Here is a 13,481-nt window from a genome sequence, read left to right on the forward strand (position 1 = left end):
GGCGGTGGCGGCACCACGCCGGTGCCGCCCCCTTCCCCGACGCCTCCACCCCCGCCGTCCCTGGTGGTCCCCCTCACGGGCACGTTGCAAACCTCCGTGCCAGCGCCGGTCTATGCGGCGAACTCGGAAGAACAGGCGGCCTTTGCCATCTACAACGAAATCCGCCAAAAGTCGGGCGCCGGCTTGTTCCGTCAAGAGCCCAAGCTCGACACCGCCGCTCTCGGTCACCTGACCTGGATCGCCAAGAACGGAATCAACACGCACACCCAACCCGTGGGCTCGGCCGGTTTTACTGGTGCCACGGTGACCGATCGGATCCGTGCTGCGGGCTTCACGGAAGCCGTTCGGAGTTCGGAGGGGATTGGTGGGCGCAACATCCTCAATCCCAAGGGAACTTGCGCGCCCCTGAGTGTGCCTTACCACGCGGCCGACTTTTTCAACTCCTGGACCCATGTGGGCTTCAGTTTGTTCGACCTCAGCACCATCCCTGGGCCCTACACCGGACTCACGGGCGCTTACGGCTGCGTCTACAACATGTCCCTGACGGACTCGGCCCAACTGGGCCAGGTGCCGCCCTCGGGGGCGCTGGTGACCTATCCCTTCGATGGCGGCACGGGAATCCATCGAGCCGTCATTGGCAACGAAATCCCCCGCCCGCCGATCGCGCTGTTTCCCAACTTGATCAGCGGCCCGAGCGTGGTCGTCGGGGCCCGCAATGCCGACTACGTGAACTGGAAGGCCGATGGCTCCTTGAGCCCCACGGTCACGCAGTTCGAGGTGAAGGACGACTTGGGCAATGTGCTGCCTTTCACCATCCTGGCCCACAGCGCCCTCAAGAGCGGGCCCGGGGTGGTCTTGAACGCCGACGCCCGAATCCCTGAAGGGATGGCGGTCGGGGTGGTGATGTCGCCGCTGACCATTGGCAAGGTGTACCGTGTGAATTATTCGATCACCTTGAAGCCAGGGGCGACGCCGATCACCAAGAGCTGGACGTTCACAGCGAATGAAACTGGCATCTAAGTAAGCGTCGATCACAACCAACCAAGCGCCCTGCGGGGCGCTTTTTTCATGGCCGCTGCACCCTCAGTCGGGCGGGCGCGGCGCCAGGGCGGCGATCTCGGCGGCGTGGCGCAGCAAGGCCTCGCAGCCGGGTTCCAGGGCCTGCGCGAGTTGGGCCCACCAGTCGGCTGAGGGCCAGTTGCCGGCGCGCACCTGGCGCTCGGCGTCGGCGGCCAGCTGCGACAGGCGGCTGGCGCCCATGGTGGCCGACAGCCCTTTGAAGCCATGCAGAGCCTCGACGGCCTCGTCCAGCGCGCCCTGGTCTTGCAGCTGCCGCAGCCGGGCTTCCAGGGAGCGGGCGCTTTGGCAGTAGCTTTGCGCCATGCGCTGGAACAAGGCGGTGTTGCCCATCATGCGCACGATGGCGCCGCGCAGGTCCAGGCCCGCTTGCTGGGCTTGGGCCGCGCGGTCGTCGTCGACCAGGGTTTCGGCCTGGCTTTGACGCTGCTGGATGTGCGCCATGGCGCCGCCGTCGCTCGGCAAGGGGGTGGCGGGCCGGGCCGAGGGTTGGGCGGGCGCGGAGGCAGGCGATGGCGTGGGCGCTGCTGCGGCGTCGCCAGCGCGCAAACGCTGGATGACGGCCACGAGGTGCCCGAGCTCGAAGGGCTTGCCCAGGTGGTCGTCCATGCCGGCGGCTAGGCAGCGGCGGCGGTCTTCTTCGCCGGCGTTGGCGGTCATGGCCACGATGGGGATGCCGCAGCCCAGGTCTTGCCGGATGCAATGGGTGGCGCGCAGCCCGTCCATGACGGGCATTTGCATGTCCATGAGCACGATGTCGAATTGGTCGGCCCCGGCTCGCAAGAGCTCGACGGCGAGTTGGCCGTTTTCGGCGATGGTGACGACGGCGCCTTCGGATTGCAGCAGCTCGACGGCCACTTGCTGGTTGATGCGGTTGTCTTCGGCCAACAGCACGCGCAGGCCCTGCAGCCGCACGGTGGATGCGGGCGCAGCGGCATCGTGGCCCGGTGACGCTTGGGCGCTGCCCGTGGCCAGTTCTTGGAACTGCAGCGGGGTGAAGGGTTTGATGAGGAAGCCGTCCAGCGCCGCGCGGCGTGTCGGGCCGGCGCCTTGCGCGAGCAGGGCCTGGACGTCTTCTTCTTGCTTTTGGCTGACGAGGGCGACGATGCGGCACGACGCAGCGGCGGGCTCGGCGTCCCGCAGGCGGCGCAGCCAAGCCCCTTGGCCTTGTTGCCAGAAGGGGGCATCCACCACGAGCACGCTGTAAGGCGCCCCGTGGCTGGCGCCGTGCTGCAGCAGGGCCAGGGCTTCGTCGAGAGTGCTGGCGGCGTCGACGCTGCAGCCCCAGGGCTGGAGAAGCACCGGCAGGCTGGCGGTGAGCACGGTGTGCTGGCTGAGCAGGACGAGGCGTTGCTGCTGCGCGGGGTCGGCGGGCGGGTGGTCGGCCGTGCAGGGGAGCTCGAGCGTGAAGCCGAAGGTGGAGCCGCACCCGAGGTGGCTGACCAAGCGAAGCTCCCCCCCCATGAGGCCGACGAGCCGCTGGCTGATGGCCAGGCCCAGGCCGGTGCCGCCAAAGCGGCGCGCGGTGGAGGCCTCGGCCTGGCTGAAGCCGCTGAAGATGCGGGCCTGGTTTTCTTCGGAGATGCCGATGCCGGTGTCCACCACCTCGAACTGAACCTCGGCCCGCTCGGCACGGCGGACCAGTTGCCGCACGCGCAGCAGCACCTCGCCGTGCTCGGTGAACTTGATGGCGTTGCCGGTGAGGTTGATGAGCACCTGCTTGAGCCGGGAGGCATCGCCCACCAGGGTGCGGGGCAGCGCGCGGTCGACGTCGAACAGCAGCTCGATGGGCTTGTCGCCGGCGTTGGCTGCCATGATGACGGCGACATCGCGCAGCAGGGTTTCCAGCTCGAAGGGGTGGGGGTCGAGCGGCATCTTGCCGGCTTCGACTTTGGAGTAGTCGAGCACGTCGTTCAACAGGCCCAGCAGGCTTTGCGCGGCGCTGCGGGTTTTGCGCAGGTAGTCGAGTTGGCGCGCCATGAGCGGCGTGCGGGCGAGCAAACCCAGCAGGCCGAGGATGGCGTTCATGGGGGTGCGGATTTCGTGGCTCATGTTGGCCAGGAACATGCCCTTGGCCTGGGCGGCGGCCTCGGCCTGCTGTTTGGCCAGGATGAGGTCGGTGATGTCGGCCCGGAAACCGACGAGCTGGCCTTGTGGGGTGCGACGCTCCACGATGCGCAGCCAGCGGCCGGAGTCAAGGCGCTGGATGGCGTCGCGGTTGCCTTGCCGGTGCGCGGCAAGGCGGGCCTGCAGCCAGGTTTCTTCCTGGCCGGCGGCCTCGGGGTACTGGCCGCGACGAATGCCCTCGCGCACGATGTGCTCGAAGCTGTTGCCAGGCACGAGCAGGTCGGCCATGGGGGCGTAGAGCTCGCGGTACTTATCGTTGCACCAGCTGAGGCGGTCGTCGGCGTCGTAGACGATGAAGGCTTCGTTGAGGGCGTCGATGGCCCCCCGCAGCAGGGCCTCGGCCTCGAGGCGTTTGGCCTCGGCTTGGCGGCGAGCCGAGATGTCGTTGTAGATGGTGACGAAGCCGCCGCCGGGCATGGGCGCGCCCTGGATCTCGAGCACGGTGCCGTCGGGCCGGACGCGCTCGAACTTGAGCGGCTCGGCCCGCACGGCCTCCTGCAAGCGCTCTTGAACCAAGGCCTCCAGGTCGTTGCTCGGGCCGTACTCGCCGCGCTGCGCGTTGAAGCGAATGAGCGCCGGGTAGCTGGCCGGCTCGGCGCCCTCGAGCAGTTCGTTGGGCAGGTCGAGCAGGGCCTGGAATTGGCGGTTGTGGGCGATGAGGTGCAGGTCGGGGCCCACGGCGCTGACGCCGCAGGGCAGGCTGTCCAGCACGGTGCGCACCAGCTCGTGCTGGCGCCGCAGGTCGTCTTGCAGCAGGCGGCGGGCGGTGACGTCGGCAAAGGCGCCGACGAGCCGGACGGGCTCGCCGTCCTGGTGTTCGGCCTCGCCGACGGAGGTGACCCACTTGCGGCTGCCGTCCGGCAGTTGCAGGGCGAGTTCGAGGTCCCAGCCTTGGCCGAGTTGCACGGCGGCCTGGATGGCCTGGACTTGGCGTTGGCGGTCGGCGTCGGACATCATGGCCGCAACCTGCTCCAGCCTGGCGTTCTCGTCGGCGCGGAAGCCGAGCAGGCGCAGCGCCTCCTGGGACCAGCGCACTTGCCGGCTGGCCAGGTCCATCTGCCAGCCGCCCACTCCGGCGAGTTGCTCGATGCGCTGCAGCAGCAGGCGGTTGTTGCGCTCGACCTCTTGGGCCGCGCGTTGGGGCGTGATGTCGATGTGCACACCCGCGAAGACCAGCGCTCGGCCGCGTTCGTCGCGCTGCACGACGAGGCCCCGCGCCAACACCCACACCCAGCGGTCGGGTTCGGCATGCCGCAGGCGGAACTCGACCTCGTACTGCTCGGTGTCCCCCCGCAAATGGGCCTCGGACGAGGCCTTGACGCGGCCGCGGTCGGACGGGTGGAGCAATTCAAGCCAGGTGGCCAGGGTGATGGGCTCGAGCTCGGCACGGCTGCGGCCGAGCATTTCGGCCCACCGCTCGTTGATGGTGACGAGGTGGGAGTCAAGCCGCACCTCCCAAGTGCCGGCGTGGCTGGCTTCCAGCACGTTGGCCAACACTTGGCGCTCGCGCTGCACCGAGTCGGCCAATTGGCGGGTGGCGGTGATGTCGAAGCGGACGCAGGCGTAGCGGTCGACCTCGCCGTCGGGGCCGGTCAGGGGCACCATCAGGGCTTGGGACCAAAACGGAACGCCTTGTTTGTCGAGGTTGCACACCTCGCCTTGCCAGGGCTCGCCCGCGGCCAGGGTCCACCACTCAGCGCCACCACCGCCCGGCCCGACGAAGGACTCGGGCTGGCCGATCAAGTCGGACAGGTCGTGCCCACTGGCCTGGCAGAACGCCGCGTTGGCCTCGACTATGCGGTGCTCGCGGTCGACCACGGTGAGCAAGGCGTGCGACGACAAGGCGCGCCAGACATCGGCGGCATCGAGCGTTGGGGGGAGCGTGGCTTGGTTCGGTTCTGGGGCCGTGGGGGCTGGCGCTGACGCCGGCGGCTCGGGCAGCGATGCGTCGGCGCGCGGACCGCGCCGCAGCCACCACCGGGCCCCCGTCGCGCCCAGCACGGCACCGAGCGCTGCGCCCAACAGGGCCGCCACCATGCTCATGCGTGTGCCTTCCAGCTTGTGTTCAACGGAACCAACGGCCTCTCGCTTTCCGGACGCTTTGGACCTGGGCACCTGCACGGCGCCGCCATTCACCCGGCATCATGCGCCTGACCGAGCAGCACCGCGGCCGTTCAGGGCGACAGGGCGCTCGCGTTTGGGCATTTGTTCACCGAACCCGGAAAAGCCCAGGCGCCACCGGGTCGGGCTCGGTATGTATCATCCGTACATACCCTCAGTCGCATACCACCATGCAAGCCACCGTTGCCGAACGCGGCCAGATCACCCTGCCCAAAGCCGTGCGCGATGCCTTGGGTTTGACCAAGGGCACGGTGTTGACGGTGGAGCTGGAGGGCGGTCGCATCGTGCTGCGCAAGAACGTGGACGACGCCCTGAACCGCTTGAAAGGCCGCTTCAAGCTGGCCGATGGACATCAAAGCACGGACGACGCGCTGCGCGCCACGCGTGGCCGCGCGCCCGGCGAGCCCTTGGAGACGGAGGCCGGCGCCTCATGATCGCGGTCGACGCCTCGGTGTTGCTGGACGTGCTGACCGCCGACGCGGTGCACGGCGACGCCTCGGCCAGGGCCTTGGCGGGCGCGCTGGCCACGGGCGAGGTGGTGGTGTGCGATGCGGTGGTGACCGAGGTGCAATCCATGTTGGACACGCGCGAAACCGCGATGGACGCGCTGGCCGAATTCGGCATCCGCTTCGAACCCACCCAAGAACAAGCGGCGGTACGCGCGGGCCACATGCAACGCCGCTTTCGCGAGCGGGGCGGCCGCCGCGAGCGGGCGGTGGCCGATTTTTTGATTGGCGCGCACGCTCTGTTGCAATGCCAGGGCCTGATCACCCGCGACGCCGTGTTTTTCCGCGATTACTTCAAGGGCCTCAAGCTCATCGTGCCGACCGCCTGAGCGCCCTCCCCTTCACCCCACCCTGGAGCCTTCCATGCTGCAAGCCTACCGACAACACGCCGCCGAACGCGCCGCCTTGGGCATCCCGCCCCTGCCGCTGGACGCCAAGCAAGTGGCCGAGCTGATCGAGCTGATCAAGAACCCGCCGGCCGGCGAAGACGCCTTCTTGCTGGACCTGCTGACCCACCGCGTGCCCCCGGGCGTGGACGACGCCGCCAAGGTCAAGGCCAGCTTCCTGTCGGCCGTGGCGCACGGGGACCTGAAGGTGGCCCTGCTGAGCAAGGCCAAGGCCACCGAGCTGCTGGGCACCATGGTCGGCGGCTACAACGTCAAGCCCCTGATCGACCTCCTGGACGACGCCGAAGTGGCCAGCGTGGCCGCCGAGGGCCTGAAGAAGACCCTGCTGATGTTCGACGCCTTCCACGACGTCGCCGAGAAGGTCAAGGCCGGCAACGCGCAGGCCCAGGCCGTGATGAAGAGCTGGGCCGAGGCCGAGTGGTTCACCACCCGGCCTGAAGTGGCCCAGAGGATCACCGTCACCGTGTTCAAGGTGCCTGGCGAGACCAACACCGACGACCTGTCGCCCGCCCCGGACGCCTGGAGCCGCCCGGACATCCCGCTGCACTACTTGGCGATGCTGAAGAACACCCGCCCCGACGCGGCCTTCAAGCCCGAGGAAGACGGCAAGCGCGGCCCCATCGCCTTCATCGACGAACTGAAGAAGAAGGGCCACCTGGTTGCCTACGTCGGCGACGTGGTGGGCACCGGCTCCAGCCGTAAGTCGGCCACCAACAGCGTGATCTGGGCCACCGGCGAAGACATCCCCTTCGTGCCCAACAAGCGCTTCGGCGGCGTGACCCTGGGCGGCAAGATCGCCCCCATCTTCTTCAACACCCAAGAAGACTCGGGCTCGCTGCCCATCGAGGTTGACGTCAGCAAGCTGGAGATGGGCGACGTCATCGACGTGCTGCCCTACGCCGGCGAGATCCGCAAGAACGGCGAGGTCATCGAACGCTTCGCGCTCAAGAGCGAGGTGCTGTTGGACGAAGTGCGGGCCGGCGGTCGCATCAACCTGATCATCGGCCGCTCGCTCACGGGCAAGGCCCGCGAGTTCCTCGGCCTGCCGGCCTCCACGCTGTTCCGCCTGCCCAAGGCGCCGGTGGACACCGGCAAGGGCTTCACCCTGGCGCAGAAGATGGTCGGCCGCGCCTGCGGCATGCCGGAAGGCCAGGGCATCCGCCCGGGCACCTACTGCGAGCCCAAGATGACCACCGTCGGCAGCCAGGACACCACCGGCCCGATGACCCGCGACGAGCTGAAAGACCTGGCCTGCCTGGGCTTCTCGGCCGACCTCGTCATGCAAAGCTTCTGCCACACCGCCGCCTACCCCAAGGCCGTGGACGTGAAGATGCACCGCGAACTGCCGACCTTCATCAGCAACCGCGGCGGTGTGGCCCTGCGTCCGGGCGACGGCGTCATCCACAGCTGGCTCAACCGCCTGCTGCTGCCCGACACCGTGGGCACGGGCGGCGACAGCCACACGCGCTTCCCCATCGGCATCTCCTTCCCGGCCGGCTCGGGCCTGGTGGCCTTCGGCGCCGCCACGGGCGTGATGCCGCTGGACATGCCGGAATCGGTGCTGGTGCGCTTCAAGGGCCAGATGCAACCGGGCGTGACCCTGCGCGACCTGGTGCACGCCATCCCGCTGTACGCCATCAAGGCCGGCCTGCTGACCGTCGAGAAGAAGGGCAAGAAGAACATCTTCTCGGGCCGCATCCTCGAAATCGAGGGCCTGCCCGACCTGAAGGTGGAACAGGCCTTCGAGCTGTCCGACGCCTCGGCCGAGCGCTCGGCCGCCGGCTGCACGATCAAGCTGAACCCCGAGCCGATCAAGGAGTACCTCACCAGCAACATCGTGCTGATGAAGAACATGATCGCCGACGGCTACCAAGACAAGCGCACGCTGGAGCGCCGCATCAAAGCCGTCGAGGCTTGGCTGGCCCAGCCCAACCTACTGGAAGCCGACCAGGACGCCGAGTACGCCGCCGTGATCGAGATCGACCTGGCCGACATCCAGGAGCCCATCGTTTGCTGCCCGAACGACCCGGACGACGCCAAGTTCATGTCCGAAGTCGCCGGCACGAAAATCGACGAGGCCTTCATCGGGTCGTGCATGACCAACATCGGCCACTTCCGCGCAGCCGCCAAGGTTCTGGGCGGTGCCCGTGACATCCCTGTCAAGCTGTGGGTTGCCCCGCCGACCAAGATGGACCAGAACGAGCTGATCAAGGAAGGGCACTACGCCACCTTCGGCACCGCCGGTGCGCGCACCGAGATGCCCGGCTGCTCGCTGTGCATGGGCAACCAGGCCCAGGTGCGCGAGGGCGCCACGGTCATGTCCACCTCCACGCGCAACTTCCCCAACCGCCTGGGCAAGAACACCAATGTGTTCCTGGGTTCGGCCGAGTTGGCGGCGGTGTGCTCGAAGCTGGGCCGCATTCCGACCGTGGCCGAGTACCACGAGGCCGTGGGCATCGTGAACAAGGACGCCGCCAGCATCTACAAGTACATGAACTTCGACCAGATCGACGAGTACGCGGAAACCGCCAAGAGCGTCACCGTTTGATCGCGGTTTGATCAGCGTCAGCGCCCACCGGTGCTGAACGCGCAGCCCGCAGGCCAACCCGGCTTGCGGGCTTTTTTGTGCTTCGCATAATGGCCCGCATCCTTCGCGACGGACGCTCCATGCCCGATCAGCACGCTTTTGCCACCACCTTGACGACGTTTGAGACCGCCTCGGGCCAGACGGGACGGCTGTTCTCCTTGCCACGTTTGGCCGAACAGTTCCCCAACGTGAAGCGACTGCCGGTGTCGATGCGCGTGGTGCTGGAAAGCGTGCTGCGCCACTGCGACGGCAAGAAGGTGACGCCCGCGCACGTGGCCCAGGCGGCGAACTGGCAACCGCGGGCGGCGCGGACCGACGAGATTCCTTTCGTGGTGGCCCGCGTGGTGCTGCAGGACTTCACCGGCGTGCCGCTGCTGGCCGACTTGGCCGCCATGCGCACCGTGGCGGCCCAAATGGGCAAGAACCCCAAGTCCATCGAGCCGCTGGTGCCCGTGGACCTGGTGGTAGACCACAGCGTCATGATCGACCACTACGGCAGCAAGCAGGCGCTCGACCTGAACATGAAGCTCGAGTTCGAGCGCAACCGCGAGCGCTACGCGTTCATGAAGTGGGGCATGCAGGCCTTCGACACCTTCCGCGTGGTGCCGCCGGGCTTTGGCATCGTGCACCAGGTCAACCTCGAACACCTGGCCCGCGGCGTGCATCAAACCCCGGACGGGCTGCACTACCCCGACACCCTGGTGGGCACCGACAGCCACACCACCATGATCAATGGCATTGGCGTGGTGGGATGGGGCGTGGGGGGCATCGAGGCCGAGGCCGCCATGCTGGGCCAGCCGGTCTACGTTTTGACGCCCGATGTGGTGGGCTTCGAGCTCAAGGGCCGCCTGCGCGAGGGGGTGACGGCCACCGACTTGGTGCTGACGGTGACGGAGATCCTGCGTCAGCACAAGGTGGTGGGCAAGTTCGTCGAGTTCTTCGGCGAGGGCACGCGGTCGCTCGCCCTGCCCGACCGCGCCACCATCGCGAACATGGCGCCCGAGTACGGCGCCACCCTGGGCTTCTTTCCGGTCGACGAGAAGACGGTCGCTTACTTCCGGGACACGGGCCGCAGCGAGAGCGAGATCCAGGCCTTCGAGGCGTACTGGAAGGCGCAGCAGATGTTCGGCGTGCCCGAGGCGGGCGAGATCGATTACAGCAGCGTGGTGACGCTGGACTTGGCGCAAGTGACGCCCAGCGTGGCGGGCCCCAAGCGCCCGCAGGACCGCGTCGAGATCACCCAGTTGGCGCGCACCTTTGGCGAGCTGTTCAGCAAGCCAGTGGCCGAGAACGGCTTCAACCAACCGGCCGACAAGCTGCATCAGCGCTTCACCACCGCCCAAGGCTTGACGGTGCGAAACGGCGACGTGCTCATCGCTGCCATCACCAGTTGCACCAACACCAGCAACCCGAGCGTGCTGTTGGCCGCCGGCCTGCTGGCCAAGAAGGCCGTGGAAGCCGGTTTGCGGGTGGCCCCGCACATCAAGACCTCGCTGGCGCCGGGCTCGCGCGTCGTCACCGAATACCTGGAAAAGGCCCAGTTGTTGCCCTACCTGGAGGCGCTGGGCTTTCACGTGGCCGCCTACGGCTGCACGACGTGCATTGGCAACGCGGGCGACCTGACGCCCGAGTTGAACCAGCTCATCCAGGACCACGACCTGGTGTGCGCGGCCGTGCTCTCGGGCAACCGCAACTTCGAGGCGCGCATCCACCCCAACCTCAAGGCCAACTTCCTGGCCAGCCCGCCGCTGGTGGTGGCCTATGCCATCGCCGGCTCCGTCACCCAGGACTTGACGACGGAACCGCTGGGCACCGACCCGCAGGGCCGCCCCGTGTACCTGCGTGAACTCTGGCCCTCGAGCGACGAGATCCAGGCGTTGATGAAGCACGCTTTGTCGCCCGCAGCCTTCAAGGCCAATTACGAACAGGTGAGCCGGCAGCCGGGTCCGCTGTGGGACGCCATCCAGGGCGTGCAGGGGCAGGTTTACTCCTGGCCCCAGAGCACGTACATCGCCGAGCCGCCGTTCTTCAAGGGCTTCGCGATGGAGCCCAAGGCCCGCAAGCCCGGCGTGCAAGACGCCCGCATCATGGCCCTGTTCGGCGACTCGATCACCACCGACCACATCAGCCCCGCCGGCTCGTTCAAAGAAACCACGCCCGCCGGCCAGTACCTGCTGGCGCAGGGGGTGCGCAAGGCCGACTTCAACAGCTACGGGGCACGCCGGGGTCACCACGAGGTCATGATGCGCGGCACGTTTGCCAACGTGCGGGTGAAGAATCTGATGCTGCCGCCGCAGGCCGATGGAAGCCGGGTTGAGGGCGGATTCACGCTGAAGGACGGGCTGCGCATGCCCATCTACGACGCCGCCATGTGGTACCGGGCCGAAGGCACGCCCACGGTGGTGTTCGCTGGCGAGGAGTACGGCACCGGCTCCAGCCGGGACTGGGCGGCCAAGGGCACGCAACTGCTCGGCATCCAGGCCGTGGTGGCCAAGAGCTTCGAGCGCATCCACCGCGCCAACCTCATCGGCATGGGCGTGCTACCCCTGCAGTTCAAGCCAGGCGACGGTTGGGAGACCCTGGGCCTGACCGGCAACGAAACCATCGACATCCGCCTGGCCCAGGAGCTCCAACCCCAGGGCGACGCGGTGATGACCATCACCCGTGCCAACGGCCGCCAACACGACGTGACCCTGACGCTGCGCATCGACACGGCCATCGAGGTCGACTACTACCGGCACGGCGGCATCCTGCCCTACGTGCTGCGTCAACTGCTGGCGGCCTGAACGTCATGGCACCCCTGCTTCAGCGCCCCCGCTCTGCCGATTTCAAGATCCTCGCGCTGAGCGGAGGAGGTTTCTTGGGGCTCTACACAGCCCAGGTCTTGGCCCTGCTGGAAGAGGAGGCGGGGCAGCCCTTGGGGCGCTGCTTCGACCTGCTGGCGGGCACCTCCATCGGGGGCCTGCTGGCCCTGGCGCTGGCCTATGAGGTGCCCATGCGCCGCATGGTGGACCTGTTTGTGCAGCGTGGGGCGGAGGTGTTTTCCGACCGCGCGCTCCCGGGCGGCGCGGTGAGCCGCTTGGTCGACCTGACGCGCTCGGTCATGGGACCCAAGTACACCGGCAAGGCCCTGCGCCAGGCGCTGGAGGACGAATTGGGCGAGGTGCACCTCAAAGACGCGCTGCACCCGGCGGTCGTCACCGCCGTGGACGTGCAAACCTGCCAAACCAAGGTCTTCAAGACGCCGCATGCCGCAGCCTCCAAGGGCGATGGGCCGCTGCGCGCTTCCGAGGTGGCGCTGGCCTCGTGCGCCGCGCCGGCCTACTTCCCGTCGGTGAAGCTGGCCGACCGGCTGTTTGCCGACGGCGGGCTGGTGGCGGTGGCGCCCGATCAGGTGGCCCTGCACGAGGCCGAGCATTTCATGGGCGTGGATCTGGCCTCGGTGTCCATGCTGTCCATCGGCACCGCCACAGCCCACTACCACCCTCGGGATGGCGTGGACGACGACGCCGGCGCCGTGGGCTGGCTGTCGGACGGCCGACTCATCCTGACCCTCATCTCCGCCCAGCAGCAGCACGTGCAAGCCATGGTGGAAGACCGACTGGGCGATCGCTACCTGCGCCTGGACGCCGACTGGCCGGCCGACGCAGGGCTGGGCATCGACGTGGCCACGCCGGCAGCGGCCAAGGTGCTGCGCGAACTCGCGCACCGCACGATGGCCGTGACGCCGCGACGCGCATTCGACCCCTGGTTGGGCACCGAGCCGCCGCGGCGCGCCTGACGCGCTGGGGCAGTGGCCTCGTGACCTTCGCCACGAAGTCTTCGTGGTTGGGGTGCAGCCACCGGGGCGCAATCGAAGACGGCGCGTTAGCGTCAAGGCACGTCCATTCAACCGGAGTCGTCCATGCGTTTGGTCCTGCCCCACGCCCTCCAACGAACCGTGCAAGCCCTGTTGATGCTGCCTTTGAGCGCTTGGTCCCAAAGCGGAGAAGCGCTGACCCTGCAGGCAGGCACCGAGCCCAAGTCCGTGGTCGCCGTGGTGCGCCACTCGGAATCGAATCCCTGTGGCGTGGAACTGCAGTTTGGCGATGGAAGGGCCGAAAAGCGAAGGCTGGAACCGGGTGAAGCCTGGACGGTGCCCCACACCTACTCGACCGATGGCCAATTCACGGTGAAGGCGGTGGGGACGCTGGTGGTTCGAGGTCTGAAAACGGCTGGAGGCTGCAAGCTGGATGCTTCCACCACGGTGGCCGTGCAGGGCAACACCGCCAGTTTGGCGACGGCGCCGTCCGCAAGCCCAGCCGCTGCGGCCGCCCCAGGCCCGGCCGGCGCTCAGGCCACCGCCAACCCGCCCGCTGCCGACGAGACGCGAGACCTGTTGGTGCTGTACCACCAAGACGCCAGCGGCTTGCGCATGGTGTCGGCGCTGGACGGCACCAAGCGCCTCGCCAGCCCGGAGGCCTTGCAGCGCGGCTACAGCTACTGCATCGTGATGTACCCCCAGTCGTACGCGGCCTTGAACTCGGCCAGCATGCCGTTCCAAACGCTGGTGCAGCGGCCCTTGGATCGCATCGTCAGCACCTTGGCGGGCAGCAAACCCGGCCCGGCGCGCGCCATGGATTGCGTTCAATCACGGGGCAACGAGGTCTTTCTGCA

Annotated in this window: 7 protein-coding genes and 1 pseudogene; 7 read left to right on the forward strand and 1 reads right to left on the reverse strand. The window is 67.9% G+C overall.

Annotated features, from left to right (window positions below; translation table 11 throughout):
- Positions 1–1,020, forward strand: a 1,020-nt coding sequence (locus O9335_RS09280; RefSeq protein WP_298386977.1) for a hypothetical protein, incomplete at its 5' end; no start/stop codon positions are given.
- Between the two features lie 63 nt (positions 1,021–1,083).
- On the opposite strand, the gene O9335_RS09285 is transcribed toward O9335_RS09280, so the two are convergent.
- Positions 1,084–5,247, reverse strand: a complete 4,164-nt coding sequence (locus O9335_RS09285) for a PAS-domain containing protein (RefSeq protein WP_298386979.1) — start codon at positions 5,245–5,247, stop codon at positions 1,084–1,086.
- Between the two features lie 248 nt (positions 5,248–5,495).
- Here O9335_RS09285 and O9335_RS09290 point away from each other — a divergent pair, with 248 nt between their 5' ends.
- From O9335_RS09290 to O9335_RS09315, 6 genes and pseudogenes are all read left to right on the forward strand, one after another.
- Complete coding sequence (locus O9335_RS09290; protein ID WP_298386981.1) at positions 5,496–5,759, forward strand: AbrB/MazE/SpoVT family DNA-binding domain-containing protein; 264 nt, start codon at positions 5,496–5,498, stop codon at positions 5,757–5,759.
- Complete coding sequence (locus O9335_RS09295; protein ID WP_298386983.1) at positions 5,756–6,160, forward strand: type II toxin-antitoxin system VapC family toxin; 405 nt, start codon at positions 5,756–5,758, stop codon at positions 6,158–6,160. Before O9335_RS09290 ends, O9335_RS09295 begins: the two co-directional genes overlap by 4 nt.
- A 34-nt stretch (positions 6,161–6,194) precedes the next feature.
- Positions 6,195–8,786 (forward strand): bifunctional aconitate hydratase 2/2-methylisocitrate dehydratase, encoded by a 2,592-nt coding sequence (gene acnB, locus O9335_RS09300; RefSeq protein ID WP_298386985.1) that lies wholly within the window; start codon positions 6,195–6,197, stop codon positions 8,784–8,786.
- A gap of 89 nt (positions 8,787–8,875) precedes the next feature.
- Positions 8,876–11,611 (forward strand): aconitate hydratase AcnA, encoded by a 2,736-nt coding sequence (gene acnA, locus O9335_RS09305; protein ID WP_298386987.1) that lies wholly within the window; start codon positions 8,876–8,878, stop codon positions 11,609–11,611.
- A gap of 5 nt (positions 11,612–11,616) precedes the next feature.
- A complete protein-coding gene (locus tag O9335_RS09310) occupies positions 11,617–12,606 on the forward strand; it encodes a CBASS cGAMP-activated phospholipase (RefSeq protein WP_298386989.1) in 990 nt (329 codons plus the stop codon).
- Positions 12,607–12,729: 123 nt separating this feature from the next.
- Positions 12,730–13,481: pseudogene (locus O9335_RS09315) on the forward strand (hypothetical protein); the annotation flags it as partial.

The sequence above is a fragment of the Inhella sp. genome, assembly GCF_027532025.1.
In the GTDB taxonomy this organism is placed as follows: domain Bacteria; phylum Pseudomonadota; class Gammaproteobacteria; order Burkholderiales; family Burkholderiaceae_C; genus Inhella.